The sequence below is a fragment of the Halomonas sp. BC04 genome, assembly GCF_000568385.1.
This window is the reverse complement of record NZ_AZQX01000302.1, coordinates 13179-34960: the sequence shown is the minus strand read 5'-3', so window position 1 is coordinate 34960 and position 21782 is coordinate 13179. Positions and strand designations below refer to the sequence as shown.

Genomic DNA, 21782 nt, shown 5'->3' with positions numbered 1-21782 from the left:
CACCCGATTCGTTTGAGGAACGTCTGCGATGCAGCAGAACGCCGATCAGACCCTGAGTCTGCCCCTCCTTCCACTGCGCGATGTCGTTGTCTATCCGCAGATGGTGATACCGCTGTTCGTTGGAAGGGAGAAATCCATCCAGGCACTGGATGCGGCCATGGCGGCCGACAAGCGTGTTCTGCTTGTGGCCCAGCGTGAGGCCGGCCAGGACGACCCTGGCACCGAGGATCTCTTTGACATAGGCACTGTCGCCGAGATCATGCAGTTGCTCAAGTTGCCCGACGGTACCGTCAAGGTGCTGATCGAAGGTACCTCCCGTGCCGACCTCCGCGAGGTGCACCATACCGATCAAGGCTACAGCCTGGCCGAGGCCATGCTGCGTGATAGCGAGCCGCTGTCGGAGCGCGAGCAGGAGGCGTTGGTTCGCGTGCTGCTCAACCAGTTCGAGCAGTACGTCAAGCTTTCCAAGAAGGTGCCCAATGAGGTGCTCAACTCCCTCTCCGGGATCGAGGACCCGAGCCGCCTCGTCGATACCATCTGTGCCCATCTGTCGCTGAAGATTGGTGACAAGCAGCAGTTGCTGGAAATGGACCGGGTCCGCGACCGTATCGAGCACCTGATGGCGCTGATCGAGTCGGAAATCGACCTGCTGCAGGTTGAGAAGCGCATCCGCTCCCGGGTCAAGGACCAGATGGAGAAATCCCAGCGGGAGTACTATCTCAACGAGCAGATGAAGGCCATCCAGAAGGAGATGGGCGAGCTCGAGAACGTGCCCAACGAGGCCGAGAAATACGAGCAGGCCATCGAGGAGTCCGGGATGCCCAAGGAGGCCAGGGACAAGGCCACCCAGGAGCTCGGCAAGCTCAAGATGATGTCCCCCAACTCGGCCGAGGCCACGGTCGTGCGCTCCTATCTCGACTGGCTGGTCGCCGTGCCCTGGAAGAAGCGTACTCGGGTCAAGCATGACCTGGTCCATGCCCACAAGGTGCTGGATGAGGACCACTATGGCCTGGACGAGGTGAAGGAGCGGATCCTCGAGTACCTCGCCGTGCAGAAGCGGGTCAAGAAGCTCAAGGGCCCGGTGCTTTGCCTGGTCGGCCCTCCCGGGGTGGGCAAGACCTCCCTGGGCCAGTCGATCGCCCGTGCCACCAATCGCAAGTACGTGCGGCTGGCGCTGGGTGGGGTGCGCGACGAGTCCGAGATTCGTGGCCACCGGCGCACCTACATTGGCTCGCTCCCGGGCAAGATGGTCCAGCGCATGAGCAAGGCAGGGGTCAGGAATCCGCTGTTCCTGCTCGACGAAGTCGACAAGATCGGCATGGACCATCGTGGCGATCCGGCATCTGCCCTGCTCGAGGTGCTCGATCCGGAGCAGAACGACAAGTTCAACGACCACTATCTCGAGCTGGACTACGACCTGTCCGACGTGATGTTCATCTGCACTGCCAACTCCATGAATATTCCCGGGCCGCTGCTGGACCGTATGGAGATCATCCGGCTGCCCGGCTATACCGAGGACGAGAAGCTGGCCATCGCGCGTCGCTACCTGGTTGCCAAGCAGCTCAAGGCCAATGGTTTCAAGGATGACGAGCTGAGTTTTGGCGACGACGCGTTGCTCGAGTTGATCCGCTACTATTCCCGCGAGGCCGGCGTACGCGAGCTGGAGCGACAGATTGCCAAGGTTTGCCGCAAGGTGCTGCGTGAGCGGCTGGAGCAGCAGGGGCAGGGCGCCCAGGCACCGGTGACGCTGGGTGCCGGGGATATCGAGCAGTATGCCGGTGTGCGCCGCTACAGCTACGGTTTGGCCGACAAGGAGGACCAGGTGGGGCGTGTCACCGGCCTGGCGTGGACGTCGGTCGGTGGTGAGCTGCTCAACATCGAGTCGGTGGTCACCCCGGGCAAGGGTCGTATCAACAAGACCGGCCCGCTGGGTGATGTCATGAAGGAGTCGGTGAGTGCCGCTCATACCGTGGTGCGTGCCCGTGCCGAGGCGCTGGGTATCGACCCTGAGCGCTTCGAGAAGGAGGATCTGCATATTCACGTCCCCGAGGGGGCGACGCCCAAGGATGGCCCCAGCGCCGGCATCGCCATGGTGACGGCGATGGTATCCGCCTACACTGCGCGCCCGGTTCGTTGCGACCTGGCCATGACCGGGGAGGTCAACCTGCGGGGTGAGGTGATGCCGATCGGCGGTTTGAAGGAGAAATTGCTGGCTGCGCGGCGCGGTGGTATAAAGACCGTGCTCATTCCGGAAGAGAACCGACGGGATCTCAAGGAGGTGCCGGATAACATCAAGGATGCTTTGGATATCCGGCCCGTTCGCTGGATCGATGAGGTGCTTGAGGCGGCTCTGGCTGAAAGGTCCGACCCCCAAGGCGATGATTCCCGAGCGGATGATTCTGCATCACCCACCTCAATGATCAGCACGCATTAACGTTTTTTTTTCGTCATGCCGGGAGAAAAACCCCGGTATGACGCGGTCTGGCGCCGCAAGTTGCTTGACACATCTTTTACTGCATTGCTATAAACTGCTGCCATGCTGTGATCGTGTTGCCAGGCGAAAGGTGCGCCGATTAGAGCCATTTTCTGAAACAGTCAAGGGGTGAAGTGTGAACAAATCCGAGCTGATCGAAGCCATCGCCGCGTCTGCCGATATTCCCAAGGCCGCCGCAACCCGTGCATTGGATGCCATGGTCGACACCGTCACCGAGAGTCTCAAGAGCGGTGACACCGTCTCCCTGGTGGGCTTTGGTACTTTCTCCGTCAAGGAGCGCGCTGCGCGTACCGGGCGCAACCCGCAGACCGGCGAGCCGATCCAGATCAGCGCAGCCAAGGTGCCGACCTTCAAGGCCGGCAAGGCACTCAAGGACGCCGTCAACTGAGTCAGCGGCTATTTTGCGCCGCGGGTCGTCGCTTCACGCAGGCCATCATCGGCAGCAAAAACCAGGCGCATCGCCTTAGCGATGCGCCTTCTTTATTTTTGGGCTGATCCTCGGTGCCGTGCGGGGGCCATGGTGGGAATGCCTCTGTCACCGTATAATACGGCGCGTCAGCCAGCCAACAATCATCAGCCGAGGCCTCCATGCTGCAAAGTATACGTGACCGCTCCAGAAGTTGGGGTGCGAAGATCATCATCGGAGCCGTGGTCGTGACCATGGCCCTGTTCGGGGTCGAGTCCCTGGTGGGGCTGCTTGGCGGAAGCGGCGACGAAGTCGCCAAGGTCAATGGCCAGACGATTACTCGTCAGGAACTCGAGGTGGAGGTTCAGCGGGCCATTCGCTCGGGGCAGGTGCCGCCCGAGCAGGAGCGGGCGTTGCGCGGCCAGGTTCTCGATGAGCTGATCGGCGAGCGACTGCTCACGGCCTTTGCCGAAGATGGCGGCCTGCACCTCTCCGATGAGCAGCTCGATCAAGTTATCGTCACGCTGCCGGAATTCCAGAACCAGAACGGCCGTTTCGATGCCGACCTGTTTCGTAATCGCCTGGCCAGCGCCGGATTCACGCCGTCGTCCTTCCGTGCGGCGTTGCGGGTGGACCTGAAGCGACAGCAGGTTCAGCAAGGCCTTGTCTTGAGTGACTTCACGTTGGAAAGCGAGCGGCAGACCCTGGCGGCCTTGCAGCGTCAGGTTCGTTCCTTTCGCTACCATACGCTGAGTGCCGGTGATCTGGTCGAGCCCGTGACGGTTACTGAGCAGGATCTGGTTGCCTACTACGAAGAGAATGCCGATCGCTACCGGCGTCCCGAGCAGGTTCGGCTCGAGTATGTGGTGCTGGATCGCCAGGAGATGGCGGATGCCGTAGACATCTCCGACGATGACCTCCGCAGCGCCTGGGAGGCGCGTGGCCGCGATGTCGATCGTCGTGTGTCCCATATCATGGTTGGTTTCAATGACGAGCGTAGCCGTGAGGAAGCCCTGGCGCGGCTGGAAGAGGCTCGTGCCCAGCTCGCCGAGGGTGAGGACTTTGCCGATCTGGCACTCCGCTATTCCGACGATGCCACTACTGCCGAGCAGGGGGGCGACCTTGGCGTCATCAGCCGTGGCTTCTTCGGCGATGCGTTCGATGAAGCTGCCTTCGCCCTAGGGCCCGGTCAGGTGTCAGGTATCGTCGAGACCGACAGCGGCCTGCATCTGCTCAAGGTGACAGAGCTCGACCAGCCGCCGCTGGATGAAATGCGTGAAGAGCTGGAGCGTGACCTGGCCCTTGCCGAGGTCAGCGATGCCTTCAACCAACGGGTACAGACCCTGATCGATGAAAGCTTTGCTGCCGACGACCTCGCCAGCGTAGCCGACCTGCTGGAACTCGGCCTGCGCGAAAGCGACTGGGTCTCCCGCGAGGGCGGCGAGGGCGTCCTCTCCGAACCGGGTGTCATGCAGGAAGCCTTCAGTGAAGATGTTCTGGTCGAGGGCTTCAACAGCGACGTGATCGAGCTGGACGAGGATCGCAGGATGGTGCTGAGGGTCGCCGAACATCGGGAGGCCGCCGTGCTTCCGCTCGACGAGGTCCGCGATCGCGTGACGGCGGCCGTGGAGCGCCACAAGCAGCGCGAGGCGCTGCTTGACGTGGCGAGGACGCAGGTGGAGCTGCTGAGGGAAGGCGAGGCACTGGATATCGACTGGCGCCGCGTCGAGCATGCCTCGCGACAGCAGGACAACGTGCCGCGCTCCGTGCTGCAGGCGGCATTCCGGCTGCCTCACCCCGAAGCGGATAGGACTGTATATGGCCAGGCCTCCGACGATGGCCGGGTAGTGCTCATCGCCCTGGATCGCGTCGAGGAGGGTGAAGTGGATACCGAGGTGGAGAACTTCGTGGCCCGGATGGCGGAACAGCTCCGCGGGCAGGCGTCGATACAGGGCCTCCAGTCCTACCTGCGGGAAACCGCCGATATCGATCGCCTCTGATAGCAAAATCAGGTGCGGGAAACAGGAGGCCGGCGTGCCTCCTGTTCTTTGTGTCGTGATTATACCGTTATCTCTATCATGAGATCTCCACGATCATTGGCGAATGGCTGTCGGCGGCAACGTCTGGGTGATACCATTATGTTATGAAATAACATCTTGAATGATCCCTTCATCCTGGAGGCGTGCGAATGCGTGGCACACCGCTTGAGTCGATTCCCGTACATCTGGTGACAGGTTTTCTCGGAAGCGGGAAGAGCACGCTGATTCGTGGACTGCTCGACCAGAAGCCGGCGGATGAGACCTGGGCGATCCTGATCAACGAATTCGGTCAGGTGGGGATCGACCAGGCGATGTTCGAGGAGCGGGATGACCTGGTCGTGAAGGGGCTCCCCGGGGGCTGTCTCTGTTGCCAGCTTGCCTTCGTGCTGCAGGCGACGCTGGTCAACCTGCTGCATCGGCATCGGCCGGACCGCCTGATCGTCGAGCCGTCGGGCCTGGGGCACCCGGCGGGCCTGCTCGATGTCCTGCGAGGCGAGGCCTTCCACGGCATTCTCGACGTCCGCGACATTATCGTGACCCTCGACCCGGCGCGCCTCGATGAGCCACGGGTGCGGGAGCACGATACCTTTCGTGACCAGCTGGCCATGGCCGATGCCGTGGTGCTGACCAAGGCCGACCTGGCCACTGCGGCTCAGCGGGCGGCGGCGCGTCGCCATGCCGCCGACCACTGGGCCGGCAAGGAAGTGGATCGTCGAGGCATCGCATGGAAAGTTGCCGATATCCCGGCTGCTTCAGAGTGAAGAGCATGCCGCCACGGCGGCAGCACTGCCCGCAAGCGATGCCCACGACCGACTAAGGGCCGCGGCGGAAAAGGCGAGAGTGGTGAGGCTGGATGAGGCCATGCTGTCGCGCCCCGGCCGGGAGCAGCCCATGTACGAGACGGCAACGGCGCTTGGCTATACCACCTTGGGGTGGCGCTGGCATCCGGATACGCGCTTCAACCTGGACCGCCTGACCTCGGTGCTCGATCGGTTGTCACCCGGGCTGCGGGTCAAGGGAGTCTTGCACACCGATGCCGGATGGAGGCTCTATAACCGTGGCGATGGCGCTGCCAAGCTGGAGCCCAGCGTGTGGCGGCTGGATTCCCGGCTGGAGGTGATCGGGGAGGCAGGAAGCCTCCCCGAGCCCGAGGCGCTTCAGGTCGATCTGGATGCCTGCGCAGAGTGATCCCCGATGGCCAGAGGGGGCGGGTGTCAGATATCGATCTGCTCCAGGGTCGGGCGTCCGTCGCTATCGATGATCACTTCCCAGCCGCGGCCGGGCTGCCAGTCGCCCAGCACGATACGCCGGGCGGGTGTCCCGTCGATCTCGAAGTCGTGGACCGCCGGGCGATGGGTGTGGCCGTGGATGAGGGTCCTGACGCCATGGTCGCGCATCACCTGGACGACTTCGGCGGGGGTCACGTCCATGATGTCATCGGCCTTGCCGGAGGTGGCTTCGCCGGACTGTTGGCGCAAGGAGGCAGCCAGGGTGATACGGTCGGCAATCGGCATGGCCAGTACTTGCTGCTGCCAGGCGGGCTGGCGTGCCTGGGCACGGAAGGCCATATAGGCTTCGTCCCGGGTGCAGAGGCTATCGCCATGCATCAGCAGTATCGGCTCGTCATGGAACATGACCAGGGCCGGGTCGGCCAGCAGCTTGGCGCCGGCGGCCGTGGCGAATCGGTGTCCGAGCAGGAAATCACGGTTGCCGTGCATCAGGTAGACTGCGGTGCCATCGTCTGCGAGCCGCCGCAGGGCGGTGGCGAGTTCCACGGCGAGTGCGGCATTGCCGCTGGCATCCTCCTCGACCATGTCGAGGAGATCGTCACCGATCCAGGCTTCGAAGAGGTCGCCGAGAATATAGAGGGCTTCTGCCCCATGGGCCCGCTGCTGGAGCCAGCCGAGAAAACCCTCGGTTACCTCGGGTACTTGGGGTTGCAGGTGGAGGTCGGAAACTATCAGAGTGGTCATGGGCCGTCTCGCAGGGCTGTGTCATGGCGGGTCGGCGCAACATGAGTCACGGGGTGGTCATGTTGCGCTTCGATCCCCTCAGCTGTCGGCGGGGTCTTCCTTCATGTAGGCCCGCTGGATGATCACGTCCTCGGCCGGGACGTCGGCGTGCATGCCGCGACGGGTGGTCTCCACGGCGGTGATCTTCTCGACCACGTCCATGCCGTCGACGACCTCGCCGAAGACGCAGTAGCCCCAGCCCTGGATGTTCTTGCCGCTGTGGTTGAGGAAGTCATTGTCGGCCACGTTGATGAAGAATTGTGCCGTGGCAGAGTGGGGGTCCTGGGTACGTGCCATGGCCAGGGTGCCCGTGGTGTTCTTGAGGCCGTTGTCGGCTTCGTTCTCGACCGGCTCGCGGGTCGGCTTCTGGTTGAACTCCTGGTCGAAGCCGCCGCCCTGGACCATGAAGCCAGGGATCACCCGATGAAACAGCGTGCCATCGAAATGCCCATCGCGTACGTACTGCTCGAAATTGGCGGCGGTTTTCGGGGCCTTCTCGTGATTCACGGCAACGGTGATATCACCGAAGTTGGTCTCTAGAACGATCATCGCTTTTTCCTGTGTGCTTATCTTGGGCAATAGCAGGCGCGCCTTGGCGCCGTGCAGGGGCGTGACGCTATAATAGCGGTTTTGCATCGATGCGCGAAGCGCGTCGGGTTGCGCCTGACTCTAAGACAGCCCGCGACACGGGCTTCGCGCCCTTGGGCCGCGATTCAACCAGAGGTTTACCGCATCAACATGTCCACCGATACCGCCAGCGCGCCGAATTTTATCCGCAACCAGATCCGTGACGAGATCGAAGCCGGGAAGGCCGGCCGGGTCGTCACGCGTTTCCCGCCGGAGCCCAACGGCTTCTTGCATGTGGGGCATGCGAAATCGATCTGTCTCAACTTCGGCCTGGCCGAGCAGTTCGGTGGGGACTGTCATCTGCGCTTCGACGATACCAACCCCGCCAAGGAAGAGCAGGCCTATATCGATGCCATCAAGGAGGATGTGGCCTGGCTGGGATTCCAGTGGGCAGGGGAGGTGCGCTTTGCCTCCGACTACTTCGACCAGCTCTATGCCTGGGCGCAGCATCTGATTCGCCAGGGCAAAGCCTACGTGGACGATCTCTCCCCCGAAGAGATTCGCGAGTATCGCGGCAGCCTGACCGAGCCCGGCAGGCCGAGCCCGTACAGCACGCGCAGCGTGGAAGAAAACCTCGATCTGCTGGAGCGCATGCGCATCGGCGAGTTTGCCGAGGGCGAGAAGGTACTGCGCGCCAGAATCGACATGGCTGCACCGAATATCAATCTGCGCGACCCGATTCTCTATCGTATCCGCCACGCTCATCACCACCAGACCGGGGACAAGTGGAAGATATACCCCTCCTACGACTTCGCTCACGGCCAGTCGGATGCCATCGAAGGTGTCACGCACTCCATCTGCACCCTTGAGTTCGAGGATCATCGGCCGCTCTACGAGTGGTTCCTGGAGAACCTGCCGGTGCCGGCAAGGCCCCGCCAGATCGAGTTCGCCCGGCTCAATCTCAACTACACACTGACCTCCAAGCGCAAGCTCAAGCTGCTGGTGGATGAGGGTATCGTCGATGGCTGGGATGACCCGCGTATGCCGACCATCTCCGGCATGCGCCGCCGTGGCTATACGCCCGGGTCGATCCGCAAATTCTGCGACATGATCGGCGTGACCCGTGCCGACGGTGGCCTGGTGGACATCGCCATGCTCTATCACGCCATTCGTTCGGACCTCGAGGATAATGCGCCGCGGGCCATGTGCGTGCTCAAGCCGCTGAAGGTTGTGCTGACCAACGTGGGTGAAGATCACGAGGAGGTCTTCGATGTGCCCGGGCATCCTGCGCGTGAGGACATGGGGGTTCGCCGGGTTCCCTTCACCCGTGAGCTGTGGATCGATCAGGACGACTTCATGGAGGAGCCGCCGAAGAAGTTCTTCCGGCTGGCCCCGGGCCAGGAGGTACGGCTGCGCAATGCCTACGTGATTCGTTGCGACGAAGTGGTCAAGGACAGCGCCGGCGAGATCGCCGAGCTGCGCTGCTCGGTGGATTTCGACACCCTGGGCAAGAACCCCGAAGGCCGCAAGGTGAAGGGAGTGATTCACTGGGTCAGCGCTGCCCATGCGGTGCCCATGGAAGTGCGCCTCTACGACAACCTGTTCCAGGTGGAGCAGCCCGACCGGGACCGCGACACCGACTTTCTCGAGCACCTCAATCCCGACTCCCTGCAGGTGTGCCAGGCCATGGGAGAACCTAGCCTGGCCGATGTCACGCCCGAGTCGCGTTTCCAGTTCGAGCGCGTTGGCTACTTCTGTGCCGATCGCCACGCCTGTACCACGGGCAAGCGGGTGTTCAACCGCACGGTCGGACTCAAGGATAGTTGGGCAAAGATTCAGAAGAAGGGCTGACATGCAGATCTACAACACGCTGACGCGTCGCAAGGAGAGCTTCCAACCCATCGAGCCGGGCAGGGTGCGCATGTACGTCTGCGGCATGACCGTCTACGACTACTGCCACCTGGGCCATGCCCGGGTGATGGTGGCATTCGATGTGGTGACCCGCTACCTGCGCTGGCGCGGTTACGACGTCACCTACGTGCGCAATATCACCGACATCGACGACAAGATCCTCAAGCGCGCCGACGAGAATGGCGAGAGCATCGGCGCGTTGACCGAGCGCATGATCGCTGCCATGCACGAGGACGAGGCGCGTCTTTTCGTGCTGCGGCCGGATCTTGAGCCCCGTGCCACTGGCCATGTGGCCGAGATCATCGCCATGATCGAGACCCTGATCGACAAGGGCTATGCCTATGCGGCGAGCAATGGCGACGTCTATTACCGGGTGCGAAAGTTCGAGGGCTACGGCAAGCTCAATAACCGTGACCTGGACGAGATGCGCTCTGGTGCCCGGGTCGAGGTCGATGAGCACAAGGAGGACCCACTCGATTTCGTACTCTGGAAAGCGGCCAAGTCCGGCGAGGAGAGCTGGGCCTCGCCTTGGGGCGAGGGGCGTCCAGGCTGGCATATCGAGTGCTCGGCGATGTCGACCTGCTGCCTCGGGGAGACCTTCGACATTCATGGCGGCGGCCCGGACCTGACCTTTCCCCACCACGAGAACGAGATCGCCCAGAGCGAGGCGGCCACCGGCAAGCCCTACGTCAATACCTGGATGCATGCGGGTGCAGTGAGGGTGGACCAGGAGAAGATGTCCAAGTCCCTTGGCAACTTCTTCACCATCCGTGAGGTGCTCGAGTCCCATGACCCGGAGGTGGTGCGCTACCTGCTGGTGGCAAGCCACTACCGCAGTGCCATCAACTACGCCCCGGAGTCCCTGGCGGATGCCCGCAAGTCACTGGAGCGGTTCTACAACTCGCTGGAGGGCGTTGCGCACGATTCCGGTGAGGACAAGGTCGATGGTGGTTTCGAGGAGCGGTTTGTCGCCGCCATGGATGACGACTTCAACACGCCCGAGGCGTTGTCGGTGCTCTTCGATCTGGCCCGGGAGCTGAACCGTGCCAGGAAGGAGGCGCCGGACAGGGCCCCGCCCCTGGCCGGCGAGCTCAAGCGACTGGGCGGCGTGCTTGGTCTGTTGCAGCAGGCGCCCGAGGCATTCCTCAAGGGCGGTGCCGGCGATCTGCCGCTGAGTGAGGCGGAGATCGAAGCGAAGATCGTTGCCCGTGCTGAAGCCAAGAAAGCGAAGGATTTTGCCGCCGCCGACGAGATTCGCGATGAGCTGGCGGCCCTTGGCATCATCCTCAAGGATTCCCGCGAGGGGACCAGCTGGGTGCTGGAGCAGACTGGATAGGTTTTCCGACATGAGGATTGCCAGTGTCGTTGGTTGCTCTCATCCGGATCCGCGCCCGGCCCTTTGCCGGGCGCGCTTCGTTATGCCGTTGCGGGTGGCAGCGGGATCTGGCGGGGCCAGTCGTCAGCGACCACGAAAAGTCGGCGAAGGCCATCGCCCGAATGGCGTTTGTCGCCTGGCAGCAGGGCGACCTGCACCGGGGAGCCGTGGCTCCGGAAGTGCTGAGCCAGGCGGGCCTCAACGTCACGCAGGGCAGTGAATGCCTCGTCTCTGGGCAGGGCAAGCCAATGGGGCTTGGCCAGCCAGGCGGCGCGGGTGCCCCGGGGCAGTCCGTCGCGGAAACTGCGCCACTCTCTCCAGTGAAGCCACTGCCCCCTGAGATGCTCGGGGGTCGCCTCCCGGGGCGACGGGAGTGCCTGATGCCAGGGATAGAAGAGCACGCCTGGCATCGCCAGCTGCGGCTGGATGAATGGTTCCGGGGTGGGGCCGATATCCCTTGGCCGGGTGTGAAGCCGGATCGACAGGCGTGTCTCGGTGCGCTCGGTCAGGCGCAGTTGATGGCGATGGAGGTGCTCGCGCTTGGTTGCCAGGCTGTCGGCGCCACCGGGGCCGATCCAGCGCGCCTGATCGCGGCTGCCCCCCGGACCTTCCGGCAGGCCGAGATAGAACTTGATGGCCACCTCCAGGTGAATGGGCATCGGGTCATTGCGGCGGCGATAGAGCAGGTCGAGCTCCCCCAGGGTGCGCTTGCCCTGGTGGATACGCAGGTTATTCGCCAGTAGCCGCGTACCGGGGGCGGCATCGAGCAGGAACTGCCAGAGCCTTTCATGGTAGAGCCCCATGCGGCCATCAACGGTGCTGCCGACGCGCCGCTCGAGCCCTGTGGTGCAGCTTCCAGTGCATCGAGAAAGCCTGCAAGCTGGCGCTCGCCTGCCAGCCCCAGCACCTCTCTGGAGGGACGTCCCGGCCATTCGGCGTGGATCAAATCCGGCGCCAGGATGATCCAGGCCAGGTCGCGCACCAGTGGATGATGACAGTCAGCAAGATGGGGGTCGCCGCTTGCAAGCATGGTCAATAAGCATTCCGCGTTGAGATCAGGTCTGACAGCCAAACTGTACACCCCTTATACTCAGGGAACATTCACAACCAATGGGTGGTGGCGATGAAACGCTCCCTGACCGGCATGGCAGTCCTGGCGACTGCCTCCTTGCTGACCCTGTCTGCGGCCCAGGCCAGCGGTCCCGTGGTGGTCTCCTCCAAGATCGATACCGAAGGCTCGGTTCTCGGCCAGCTGATTATCCAGCGGCTCGAACAGGCCGGCATCGAGGTCGAGGACCGGCTGCAGCTGGGTGGCACCAGTATCGTGCGCAGCGCCCTGAAGGCCGGCGAAATCGACCTCTACCCCGAGTATACCGGCAATGGCGCCTTCTTCTTCGACATGGCCGACAGCGATGTCTGGAACGACGCCGGTGAGGCTTATGCCACGGTGAAAGAGCTGGACGCCGAGGATGGCCTGATCTGGTTGATGCCTGCTGATGCCAACAACACCTGGGCCATGAGCGTCCGCGGCGACCTGGCGCGCGAACAGGGGCTTGCCACGCTTGAGGACCTGGCGGATTACCTGGCGGCGGGTGGCGAGTTCAAGTTTGCCGCCAGTGCGGAGTTCGTCGAATCCGAGCAGGCACTTCCGGCGTTTCAGCAGGCCTACGGCTTCGAGCTGTCGTCGGATCAGCTATTGGTGTTGTCGGGCGGGAATACCGCTGCCACCATGCGGGCCGCTGCCCAGCAGACCAGCGGCGTCAATGGGGCCATGACCTATGGCACCGATGGTGGCCTGGGCGCGCTGGACCTGGTGGTGCTGGAGGATACCCTGGGCGTTCAGCCGGTCTACCAGCCCGCGCCGGTGGTGCGTGAAGCTGTGCTGGAGGCGCATCCCGAGATCGAGTCGCTGTTGGCGCCGGTGTTCCAGGCGTTGGATCTCGAGACACTGCAGCGGCTGAACGGACAAGTGGCCGTCGATGGGTTGGACCCGCGTCGGGTCGCCGAGGACTTTCTTGCCGAGCTGCCGGAATGATGCGTGACCACTGATAGATGTTCGCCCAATTGGGTACTGCTGTGTCTTATGTCGGTCGGACTGCTCGCCTGGCTGGCCCTCGAGGCGGTGAGCATCGCGCCCAACCGCCTCGTCGCCGGTACGCCCCATCGCGCCCAGGAGGTGCATGGCTGGTGGGCCGCGCTGCTGGCCACTCTGCCCATGCTGGCCGTGATCGTTCTGGCCTGGCGGCCCGATACCCGACGTCTGCAGGCCGCGCTGGCCGTGGTGCTCGGGCTGCTGGTGGCGATGCCGCTCTGGCTGGCAACAGCGGTCATGGCCCTGTCCGATCCCGACCTGCCTCAGGCGCGGCTGGGAATCGGTGCGTCGCTCTGGTTGCTGCTGTTTCTGTGGTTGCTGGTGCTGATTGAGCTGCGTACCCGCCTGAACCTGTCGCGGGCGATCGGCTGGCTGTTGCTGCTGCCGGTCGTGCTTGCCTGGTGGCTGTCGCTGTCGTTCTGGCTCGAGCCCCTGGCGCTCTACCGGGAGTATCAGGGGCGCAGCGATCAGTTCGCCTCGGCCATCGTCTATCACCTGGCCCTGGTCGGCGCGGCAGTGGGTGCAAGCCTGCTGCTGGGGATCGTGTTGGCGCTGTGCATGCGTCGCTACGCCGGGATGCGCAAGGCCGGTTTCGGTTTGCTCAATGTCGTGCAGACCATCCCCAGCCTGGCCCTCTTCGGCCTGCTGCTGGCACCCCTGGCTTGGCTCTCGGCACGGTACGACTGGCTGGCATCCATGGGCGTGAGCGGTATCGGTTGGGCGCCGGCCTGGCTGGCGCTGGTGGGCTATAGCCTCCTGCCCATGGTGCGCAACACCTATGTCGCGCTGGAGGGTGTCGAGCCGGCGGTGATCGAATCGGCCCGGGGGATGGGCATGAGTCGTCGTCAGACCTTCTTGCAGGTACGCCTTCCGCTGGCGCTGCCGGTGGTGCTGGAGGGCGTGCGGATTACCACGGTACAGGCGATCGGTCTCACGGCCGTGGCGGCACTGATCGGTGCCGGGGGACTGGGAACCTTCATCTTCCAGGGCCTGGGCCAGGCGGCGATGGATCTGGTGCTGCTCGGTGCGCTACCCATCATAGGGCTTGCCCTGGTCGCCGATGCGCTGCTGGGCGCGCTGGCCGAACGACTTCGCCACGGAGGAACCCCATGATCGAACTCTTCGATGTCACCAAGCGTTTCGGCAGCGAGACTGCCGTGGACGGCATCTCGCTGCGGGTCGAGAAGGGAGAGTTCTGCGCCCTGGTCGGTACCTCAGGCTGCGGCAAGTCGACCACGCTGCGCATGATCAACCGGCTGATCGAGCATAGCGAGGGTGAGATTCATCTCGACGGCCAGCCGGTGCGGTCCTTCAATGAGGAACTGCTGCGACGACGCATCGGCTACGTGATTCAGAATACCGGTCTCTTCCCGCACTGGACCGTGGCACGCAATATCGGGTTGGTCCCACGGCTGCTCAAGTGGCCGCGGGGGAAGATCCAGGAGCGCACCGATGAGCTGTTGGGCCTGCTGGGGCTGCCGCGTGAGGAGTTTGCCGACAAGTACCCCCATCAACTGTCGGGCGGACAGGCGCAGCGAGTGGGCGTGGCCCGGGCGCTGGCTGCCGACCCCGAGATCCTGCTCATGGACGAGCCCTTCGGTGCCCTGGACCCGATTACCCGTCAAACGCTGCAACGTGAGTTGCAGGACCTCCAGGCGCGCCTGAACAAGACCGTGGTCTTCGTGACCCATGACATGGATGAAGCCCTGGCCCTGGCCGATCGCCTGGTGGTAATGCACCAGGGGCGTATCGTCCAGCAGGGGCGTCCCATCGACCTGCTGCATGATCCCGTCGATGCCTTCGTCGAGTCCCTGCTGGGCGGTATGGATCGAGGGCTCAAGGAGGCGTCATTGACACGCGTCAGCGAGCGCATGGCACCCTTCGGCCCGCGGCTGCTGGCCAGTGAGCGCATTCCCTATCGGGCGCCGCTCAGCCAGGCGCTGTCGGTGATGCTGTGGCACCGGGTGGAGCGCCTCACGGTGGTCGATGACGAGGACATCCCCATCGGCGAGCTGTCGTTGCGGCGGCTGCTGGGTGCCAAGCCGTCATGAACGAAAGCGATATCCTGCCGGTGCCGCGGGGCCATGCCAGCCGTGGAATTGCGCTATGGCGGCACTGGAGCGTGCCGCTGATCTGGCTGGCGCTGCTGCTGGCACTCACCTTCGGCATGTCGCAGCTCGAGGCGTTCTTGCGGCTGATCGAACCCGATACCCGGCAGGTGCTGTATCAGCGTACGAGCCTGTCCGCCCTGCTGGGCCAGCATGTGTTCGTGGTGGCCGTGGCGTCGCTGCTGGCCATCCTGCTGGGCGTGGGTGCCGCCATCGCCGTGACGCGGCCGGCGGGCCGCGACTTCCTGCCCCTGGTCGCCCAGGTCGCCTCCATCGGGCAGACGTTTCCCCCGGTGGCCGTCCTCGCACTGGCGGTGCCAGCGCTAGGGTACGGCACCTTGCCGATCATCGTGGCGCTGCTTCTCTACGGCCTGCTGCCCATCGTGCGCAACACCCTGGCGGGCATCTCGGGCATCGACCCCAGGGTCCACGAGGCGGCCCGGGGTATGGGCATGACACGAGGCCAGATTCTACGACAGGTCGAGCTGCCGCTGGCGGCACCGGTGATTCTCGCCGGCATCCGCACCTCCGTCACCATCAATATCGCCACGGCTGCCATCGGTGCCACGGTGGGTGCGAGCAACCTGGGCGACCCCATCATCTCCGGCATCGTCAACGGCAACACCGCCTATATCGTGCAGGGGGCCCTGCTGATCGGGCTGCTGGCGATCACCGTCGACAGTACCTTCGAGCGTCTGCTGCGCCGGCCGATGAACGGTTAGGCAGAGGCTGTCGGGCGAAACATCCATCAGGTGGTGGTGGACCCGTGCAGTGGATTCATTGGGTCATGCGCGATGGGGCTAGCAAAATAGATGCTTTTGATGGCATCTTACGTTAACGTCAACTGGCCAGCGTTGGCGCTACGCTGGAGACAACCTCTGGCAGCCGACTACATTACAGTCAACACTGCCCTCAAAAGGGGCGGTTTTCCTCCTGCCACCACCCAAGGAACAGGATGATGACAACAACATACGACGTCTATTCGCCGAGCTTCATGACCGGCGATGAATTCCAGATACCCACGTTCCGGCTCCTGCAGCAGGACGGCACGCTGTTCGACGGTGCCGAGGCCCCCGAGCTCGACAAGGAGAAGGCGCTCAAGATCTACCGCGCCATGCTCGTGACCCGCGTACTCGACGAGCGAATGCTGGCGGCCCAACGCCAGGGGCGGCTCTCCTTCTACATGCAGTGCACGGGCGAAGAGGCGGCGGTCATCGGCGCCGCAGCGGCACTGGACGATGCCGACATGATCATGGCCCAGTATCGCGAGCAGGGTGCACTGGCCTATCGCGGCTTCACCTACGACGAATTCATGAACCAGCTGTTCGGTAACGAGCTCGACTACGGCAAGGGCCGGCAGATGCCGATCCACTACGGCTCTCGAAAGCTGCACTACATGACCATCTCCTCGCCGCTGGCGACGCAGATTCCCCAGGCCACCGGCTACGCCTACGGCCAGAAGTTGGCCGGGGAGGGGCACTGCACCATCACCTTCTTCGGTGAGGGCGCGGCCTCCGAGGGCGACTTCCACGCGGCCCTCAACATGGCGTCGGTGCACAAGGTGCCGGTGATCTTCTTCTGCCGCAACAACGGCTATGCGATCTCCACGCCGGCCACCGAGCAGTTCGCCGCCGACGGCATCGCGCCTCGTGCCTTCGGCTACCGCATGCATGTCATCCGCGTCGACGGTAACGATATCCTGGCGGTCTATCGCGCCACCCAGGAGGCGCGTCGCATCGCCGTGGAGCAGAACGAGCCGGTACTGATCGAGGCCATGACCTACCGCCTGGCGGCCCACTCCTCCTCGGACGACCCTTCCGGCTACCGCTCGCGCAAGGAGGAGGAGGCCTGGCGGGAGAAGGATCCCATCCTGCGCATGCAGCGCTGGCTTCTCGACCGTGAGTGGTGGAGCGAAGAGGAAGAGAAGGCCCTGCAGGAGAGCCTGCGCCGCGAGGTGCTCGAGACCATGAAGCGCGCCGAAAAGCGGCCGCCACCGCCGCTGGAAAGCCTTGTCACCGATGTCTACGCCGACGTCACGCCGGCGCTGCAACGCCAGCTGGATGCGCTCAAGACTCACATTCGCAAGTACCCGGACGCCTACCCGAAGGGGGCGAGATCACTCGACCCGGACGTCAGCGTGTCCAGCGATGCCGCCAAGGTCAGCGACGACCAGGAAGGAGCCTGAGATGCCGAAGATGAACATGCTGCAGGCGATCAACAATGCCCTGGACATCGCCATGGCCGAGGATGACAAGGTCCTCTGTTTCGGCGAGGACGTGGGGGTCTTTGGCGGGGTGTTCCGCGCCACCAGCAACCTGCAGGAGAAGTACGGCCGCGCCCGCTGCTTCAATACCCCGCTGGTGGAGCAGGGCATCATCGGCTTCGCCAATGGCCTGGCGGCCCAGGGATCGGTGCCGGTGGCCGAGATCCAGTTTGCCGATTACATCTTTCCCGCCTTCGACCAGATCGTCAACGAGACGGCCAAGTTCCGCTACCGCTCCGGTGACCTGTTCAACGTGGGCGGCCTGACGATCCGCACGCCCTACGGCGGCGGCATTTCGGGAGGGCTCTACCACTCCCAGTCGCCCGAGGCCTATTTCGCCCACACGCCGGGGCTGAAGGTCGTGGTGCCGCGAAATCCCTACCAGGCCAAGGGGCTGCTGCTCGCGGCCATACGCGATCCCGATCCGGTGATCTTCTTCGAGCCCAAGCGCCTGTATCGCGCCTCCACCGGCGAGGTGCCGGAGAATGACTACCAGCTGCCCATCGGTGAGGCGGAGGTGACCAAGGAGGGAACCGACGTCACGGTACTGGGCTGGGGGGCCCAGATGGAACTGATCGAGAAGGCGGTGGAGATGGCCGAGAAGTCTGGCATTTCCTGCGAGATCATCGACCTGCGCTCCATCCTGCCCTGGGACGAGGACTCGGTTGTCGAGTCGGTCCTCAAGACCGGGCGCCTGGTGATCAGCCATGAGGCGACGCGAACCGGCGGCTTTGCCAGCGAAATCGCCGCCACCATACAGGAGCGCTGCTTCCTGTACCTGGAATCGCCCATCGAACGGGTGACCGGCATGGATACCCCTTTTCCGCTGACGCTGGAGAAGGAGTACATGCCGGACCACCTCAAGATCTACGAGGCCATCCGGGCCAGCGTGGATTTCTGACGATCGATATCAGGACAGGAGATGCAAGATGAGTGACTTCATGCTGCCCGATATCGGTGAAGGTATCGTGGAATGCGAGATCGTGGAATGGCGTGTCAGCGAAGGCGACGTCATCGAGGAAGACCAGCCAGTGGTCGAGGTGATGACCGACAAGGCGCTGGTGGAGATCACCGCCCCGGAAGCCGGGCGAGTCACGAAGCTTTACGTGCCCAAGGGTGAGATCGCCAAGGTCCACTCCCCGCTGTTCGCCTATGAGAGCGATGCGGAGGAGGGCGTTGGAACCAGCGGTCAGGCGGGCGCTTCCCCGGAGACAACGGTAACAGCAGAGCCCGCCCCAGCACCGACGGCATCCCCGCCGGGCTCCCCATCCGCTTCGGCGGCAATAGCCGCAACCGACTTCATCCTGCCGGATATCGGCGAGGGCATCGTCGAGTGCGAGGTGGTGGAGTGGCGAGTCGCCGAGGGGGAGCGTATCGAGGAAGACCAGCCCCTGGTCGATGTGATGACAGACAAGGCACTGGTGGAGATTACCGCGCCGGAAGCGGGGCGCGTCAGCAAGCTATACGTACCCAAGGGTGAGATTGCCAAGGTCCATGCACCGCTGTTCGCCTATGAACCGGCGGTAGTGGATAGCCCGCAGCCGGCGCCCGCTGCGCCGGAGCCATCGGCGACGCCACCCTCCGGCCATCAGCCGAGCCTGACTCCGGGGCGTCGCAGGGCTTTGGTGCGGCAACGACGGGGCGCGGTCCCTACGGGCGTATCCCGGCGAGCCCTGCCGTACGTCGACTGGTCCGCGAGCACGGCCTGTCGCTGGAGGCCATCGCCGGTTCCGGCAAGCAGGGACGGGTGCTCAAGGAGGATGTCCTGCGCCACCTCGAGCAGGGTGGTGAGTCGGTAGCGGCCACGAGTGAGCGCACAGCCAGCGCGCCCGAGAAGGCGTCGGCGCCGGCTCCGGGCGTCGAAGGCGAGGTCGTCGTCGAGCCGATCCGCGGCGTGCGTGCGGTCATGGCACGCCGGATGGTGGAGTCCGCCAGCACGATCCCGCACTTCCAGTATGGCGAGGAGATCGACGTCACCGACCTGCTGGCCCTGCGTGCCCGCCTCAAGCCCCAGGCCGAGGCTCAGGCACGCGGATGACCTGATGCCGTTCTTCATGAAGGCCATGGCCCTGGCGGTGAAGGAGTTCCCGATTCTCAATGCGCGGCTCAATGCCGAGGTCAGCGAGATCCACTACCTCCCCTCCTGCAACGTGGGCATGGCGGTGGATAGCAAGGCCGGCCTGCTGGTGCCCAACGTGAAGCACGTGGAGCGCCGTACCCTGCTCGATGTGGCCCGGGAAGTGGAGCGGCTGACCGCGGCGGCGCGAGAGGGGCGGGTGGACCAGGCCGATCTCAAGGGCGGCACCATCAGCATCTCCAATATCGGGGCGCTGGGGGGAACCTATGCAGCGCCGATCATCAACGCGCCGGAGCTTGCCATCGTCGCCATCGGCAAGACCCAGTGGCTGCCACGCTTCGATGACAACGGCGAGGTGGCAAGGCGGGCGATCATGACGATTACCTGGGCGGGGGATCATCGCGTCATCGACGGCGGCACCATTGCCCGCTTCTGCAATGCCTGGAAAGGGTATCTGGAGAATCCGGAAGCGATGCTCCTCCACCTGGCTGAGAAACGCCGGTTCATGTCGTATCGTCTTGGTGGCGGCATGGATCGGTGTCATCCTGACCAGAGGGTGAGGACCATAAGGGTGACGTATGTCCCAGGCGCCGCTGCAGCAGTTCTATATTCCGGAAGAGCAGTCGATCTACCTGCTCAGCCACGACGATGCCCGCAAGCTCAAGGAGTGGGTGGCGCTGTGCCAGGCCCAGCTGGCTCAACTGGGCTACCGGGATATCGCCCTGATCGGCAAGGGTGCCTACGGCTTCGTCTTCGCCGGGGTGACCGCCCACGACGAGGAGTACGTCTTCAAGTTCACCCGGGTCAACCTGCCCCAGCACCTTCAGGACCGACTGGAGGAGGAAGCCTTCATGCTGGAGCAGGTCGACCATCCGCGGGTGCCGAAGCTGGTGGCCTATCAGCGGGTGCGAAATCAGTCGATCCTCGTCATGCAGCGTGCGCCGGGCCTCAACCTGGAGGAGGTCTCGCTGCGCGAGGGCAGGCTCTCGCCCCGGCTGGTGGTGCGTATCGCCGGGCAGCTGGCGGATATCCTGAGTGCACTGCGGCGTGAGTCCGGTCCGGCCGGCCGACCCATCGTGCATGGCGACATCAAGCCCTCGAACCTCGTCTTCGATGCACGCAACGAGGATATCGCGTTGATCGACTGGGGTTCCTCGGTATTCGCCCAGCTCGATGCCAACCAGCAGTTCGTGGCGGCCAACGTCATGGAACTGATGTCGGACAATCTCCAACAGACCAACGCCCGCCTGGGCGACGTCTACTTCATCGGTGAAGAGCAGCTCAACGGGGCGCTCTCCTCGCCGCGCTTCGACGAGCAGGGCACGGCGGGCACCCTCTACGCCCTGGCGTCTGCCCAGTCCTGCCGCTTCGGCCATCGTGCGATACCGGCCACCTCTCTGGGCCTGCCCATGGAGTTCGCCCGCATGCTCGACGGCATGCTCGACCCCGACCCCCGGGTGCGACTGCGTGCCGGCGACCATTTCATCCGCGAGATGCCAAGCTCTCACGCCTGGTCATGATCGACCTGCCCGAACCGCCGGAAGCGGCCCTGGTGCCCACCTGGTTGCGCCCCTCCAGTCGCGAGATCGATACCGTGGTCTATAGTTCGCGCAAGGCCTTCCTGCGCGAGGAGGGGGCGCCGGAGACCCTCAATGACGTCAACGACGTCCAGCTCGACCGCTACTACAAGAACTTCATGCAGGGCATGGGGGAAACGGAGAAGGCGTTTCTCGCCGCCGTCAGCCGGCTGGGGAAGTATCCCGTGGTCGGCGGGCTGGCCGTGCGCTGGGAAGCCGAGGGCGTCTACATCGACACCTCACTCAACCTGCACGACGCGGAACTCAAGTCCGCCTTCGTGGCGGCGGTCAACAATATGGTCAACCTCGCCCGGGCGATCTATCGCCAGGGCATCTTCAAGAGCTGCCTGTTCAATGCCCGCGACACCTTGCACCTGGACCGGGAGGGGCCGGATCGTCCCTTCGTGGTCGAACCGGGCATGGTCCTGCGCTATGACGTCAGCGCCATGCCCGAACTGGAAGACCGAAGCCGCCTGCACAGCTACTTCGAGGATGGCCCAGACCCGGAGGAGTTCCTGGTGCTGCCCGAGGAGATCATCGCTTCATTGGAGGCGCTCAACGAGATCCACCATACCGGCATGATCATCTTCGAGGCACTGCCGCAGCACCTGAAGATCCACAGCTATTATCGACTCCTGGATCCCTCGCGGGAGACGGAATTCCGCCAGCGTCTGGACGATATCCTGTCGGCGGTGGGCCTGATCGAAGGGCTGGGGGTGTCCGGCTTCATGAAGATGCCCTACAAGGACACCCGGTTCTTCGCCCATGTGGAGCGTCAGCCGGAGCGCTACTATCCCCGGGACCCACGGCTGGCGCAACGCGATGCAAGCGCCGCGTTGCGCCAGTCCCCGGCCGATTGAG

At 63.9% G+C, this 21782-nt stretch carries 17 protein-coding genes and 3 pseudogenes; 17 read left to right on the top strand and 3 right to left on the bottom strand.

Annotated elements, in window-relative coordinates:
• The first annotated feature begins 28 nt into the window (after positions 1-28).
• The 5 genes from lon (at position 29) to Q427_RS36450 (ending at position 6127) form a co-directional block, all read left to right on the top strand.
• On the top strand, positions 29-2434 hold the full coding sequence (gene lon / locus Q427_RS20575; protein ID WP_043516971.1) for an endopeptidase La: 2406 nt from the start codon (positions 29-31) through the stop codon (positions 2432-2434).
• 175 nt (positions 2435-2609) lie between these two features.
• Positions 2610-2882: an HU family DNA-binding protein gene (locus Q427_RS20570; RefSeq protein WP_043516969.1), complete on the top strand. Its 273-nt coding sequence runs from the start codon at positions 2610-2612 to the stop codon at positions 2880-2882.
• 200 nt (positions 2883-3082) lie between these two features.
• Complete coding sequence (locus tag Q427_RS20565; protein ID WP_043516967.1) at positions 3083-4900, top strand: SurA N-terminal domain-containing protein; 1818 nt, start codon at positions 3083-3085, stop codon at positions 4898-4900.
• 188 nt (positions 4901-5088) lie between these two features.
• Positions 5089-5700, top strand: a complete 612-nt coding sequence (locus Q427_RS36455) for a CobW family GTP-binding protein (RefSeq protein WP_331280672.1) — start codon at positions 5089-5091, stop codon at positions 5698-5700.
• Positions 5672-6127, top strand: coding sequence for a GTP-binding protein (locus Q427_RS36450; protein WP_331280671.1), 456 nt, complete (start codon positions 5672-5674; stop codon positions 6125-6127). Before Q427_RS36455 ends, Q427_RS36450 begins: the two co-directional genes overlap by 29 nt.
• A gap of 26 nt (positions 6128-6153) precedes the next feature.
• Here the strand turns inward: Q427_RS36450 and Q427_RS20555 are convergent, their stop codons facing one another.
• The gene (locus Q427_RS20555; RefSeq protein WP_043516966.1) at positions 6154-6912 is read right to left on the bottom strand and encodes a UDP-2,3-diacylglucosamine diphosphatase; all 759 of its coding nucleotides are present in this window, start codon (positions 6910-6912) and stop codon (positions 6154-6156) included.
• A gap of 78 nt (positions 6913-6990) precedes the next feature.
• Positions 6991-7500, bottom strand: coding sequence for a peptidylprolyl isomerase (locus tag Q427_RS20550; RefSeq protein WP_043516965.1), 510 nt, complete (start codon positions 7498-7500; stop codon positions 6991-6993).
• Between the two features lie 189 nt (positions 7501-7689).
• Between Q427_RS20550 and Q427_RS20545 the strand changes: the two genes are divergently transcribed.
• Together Q427_RS20545 and cysS are read left to right on the top strand one after the other, a co-directional pair.
• Positions 7690-9369 (top strand): glutamine--tRNA ligase/YqeY domain fusion protein, encoded by a 1680-nt coding sequence (locus Q427_RS20545; protein WP_043516964.1) that lies wholly within the window; start codon positions 7690-7692, stop codon positions 9367-9369.
• 1 nt (position 9370) lies between these two features.
• Positions 9371-10765 (top strand): cysteine--tRNA ligase, encoded by a 1395-nt coding sequence (gene cysS, locus Q427_RS20540; protein WP_043516962.1) that lies wholly within the window; start codon positions 9371-9373, stop codon positions 10763-10765.
• A gap of 80 nt (positions 10766-10845) precedes the next feature.
• On the opposite strand, the gene Q427_RS20535 is transcribed toward cysS, so the two are convergent.
• A complete protein-coding gene (locus Q427_RS20535; RefSeq protein ID WP_231613826.1) occupies positions 10846-11607 on the bottom strand; it encodes a DUF1853 family protein in 762 nt (253 codons plus the stop codon).
• A gap of 320 nt (positions 11608-11927) precedes the next feature.
• Here Q427_RS20535 and osmF point away from each other — a divergent pair, with 320 nt between their 5' ends.
• The 10 genes and pseudogenes from osmF to Q427_RS20495 all read left to right on the top strand — a co-directional run bounded on the left by osmF (position 11928) and on the right by Q427_RS20495 (position 21781).
• Positions 11928-12839, top strand: a complete 912-nt coding sequence (gene osmF, locus Q427_RS20530) for a glycine betaine ABC transporter substrate-binding protein OsmF (protein ID WP_043516961.1) — start codon at positions 11928-11930, stop codon at positions 12837-12839.
• A 48-nt stretch (positions 12840-12887) separates the two neighbouring features.
• On the top strand, positions 12888-14009 hold the full coding sequence (locus Q427_RS20525) for an ABC transporter permease (protein WP_081786127.1): 1122 nt from the start codon (positions 12888-12890) through the stop codon (positions 14007-14009).
• On the top strand, positions 14006-14947 hold the full coding sequence (locus tag Q427_RS20520; RefSeq protein ID WP_043516959.1) for an ABC transporter ATP-binding protein: 942 nt from the start codon (positions 14006-14008) through the stop codon (positions 14945-14947). Before Q427_RS20525 ends, Q427_RS20520 begins: the two co-directional genes overlap by 4 nt.
• Positions 14944-15726 (top strand): ABC transporter permease, encoded by a 783-nt coding sequence (locus Q427_RS20515; RefSeq protein ID WP_081786126.1) that lies wholly within the window; start codon positions 14944-14946, stop codon positions 15724-15726. The genes Q427_RS20520 and Q427_RS20515 overlap by 4 nt, the downstream gene beginning before the upstream one ends.
• Positions 15727-15962: 236 nt before the next feature.
• Positions 15963-17189, top strand: a complete 1227-nt coding sequence (locus Q427_RS20510) for a thiamine pyrophosphate-dependent dehydrogenase E1 component subunit alpha (protein ID WP_043516958.1) — start codon at positions 15963-15965, stop codon at positions 17187-17189.
• Position 17190: 1 nt separating this feature from the next.
• The gene (locus tag Q427_RS20505) at positions 17191-18168 is read left to right on the top strand and encodes an alpha-ketoacid dehydrogenase subunit beta (protein WP_043516957.1); all 978 of its coding nucleotides are present in this window, start codon (positions 17191-17193) and stop codon (positions 18166-18168) included.
• A gap of 28 nt (positions 18169-18196) precedes the next feature.
• Positions 18197-19063, top strand: a pseudogene (locus Q427_RS35650) (biotin/lipoyl-containing protein); the annotation flags it as partial.
• A gap of 110 nt (positions 19064-19173) precedes the next feature.
• Complete coding sequence (locus tag Q427_RS37075) at positions 19174-19305, top strand: 2-oxo acid dehydrogenase subunit E2 (RefSeq protein WP_442905540.1); 132 nt, start codon at positions 19174-19176, stop codon at positions 19303-19305.
• A gap of 4 nt (positions 19306-19309) precedes the next feature.
• A pseudogene (locus Q427_RS35640) lies at positions 19310-19765 on the top strand (2-oxo acid dehydrogenase subunit E2); the annotation flags it as partial.
• A 157-nt stretch (positions 19766-19922) separates the two neighbouring features.
• A pseudogene (locus Q427_RS20495) lies at positions 19923-21781 on the top strand (protein kinase domain-containing protein).
• The last annotated feature ends 1 nt before the right edge of the window (position 21782 follow it).

Excerpts from the sequence above, each read along its gene's own strand:
- lon (WP_043516971.1), top strand. The coding sequence starts at position 29 with ATGCAGCAGAACGCCGATCAGACCCTGAGTCTGCCCCTCCTTCCACTG.
- Q427_RS20565 (WP_043516967.1), top strand. The coding sequence starts at position 3,083 with ATGCTGCAAAGTATACGTGACCGCTCCAGAAGTTGGGGTGCGAAGATC.
- Q427_RS36455 (WP_331280672.1), top strand. The coding sequence starts at position 5,089 with ATGCGTGGCACACCGCTTGAGTCGATTCCCGTACATCTGGTGACAGGT.
- Q427_RS20555 (WP_043516966.1), bottom strand. The coding sequence starts at position 6,912 with ATGACCACTCTGATAGTTTCCGACCTCCACCTGCAACCCCAAGTACCC.
- Q427_RS20550 (WP_043516965.1), bottom strand. The coding sequence starts at position 7,500 with ATGATCGTTCTAGAGACCAACTTCGGTGATATCACCGTTGCCGTGAAT.
- Q427_RS20545 (WP_043516964.1), top strand. The coding sequence starts at position 7,690 with ATGTCCACCGATACCGCCAGCGCGCCGAATTTTATCCGCAACCAGATC.
- cysS (WP_043516962.1), top strand. The coding sequence starts at position 9,371 with ATGCAGATCTACAACACGCTGACGCGTCGCAAGGAGAGCTTCCAACCC.
- Q427_RS20535 (WP_231613826.1), bottom strand. The coding sequence starts at position 11,607 with ATGGGGCTCTACCATGAAAGGCTCTGGCAGTTCCTGCTCGATGCCGCC.
- osmF (WP_043516961.1), top strand. The coding sequence starts at position 11,928 with ATGAAACGCTCCCTGACCGGCATGGCAGTCCTGGCGACTGCCTCCTTG.
- Q427_RS20525 (WP_081786127.1), top strand. The coding sequence starts at position 12,888 with ATGTCGGTCGGACTGCTCGCCTGGCTGGCCCTCGAGGCGGTGAGCATC.
- Q427_RS20520 (WP_043516959.1), top strand. The coding sequence starts at position 14,006 with ATGATCGAACTCTTCGATGTCACCAAGCGTTTCGGCAGCGAGACTGCC.
- Q427_RS20515 (WP_081786126.1), top strand. The coding sequence starts at position 14,944 with ATGAACGAAAGCGATATCCTGCCGGTGCCGCGGGGCCATGCCAGCCGT.
- Q427_RS20510 (WP_043516958.1), top strand. The coding sequence starts at position 15,963 with ATGACAACAACATACGACGTCTATTCGCCGAGCTTCATGACCGGCGAT.
- Q427_RS20505 (WP_043516957.1), top strand. The coding sequence starts at position 17,191 with ATGCCGAAGATGAACATGCTGCAGGCGATCAACAATGCCCTGGACATC.
- Q427_RS37075 (WP_442905540.1), top strand. The coding sequence starts at position 19,174 with ATGGCACGCCGGATGGTGGAGTCCGCCAGCACGATCCCGCACTTCCAG.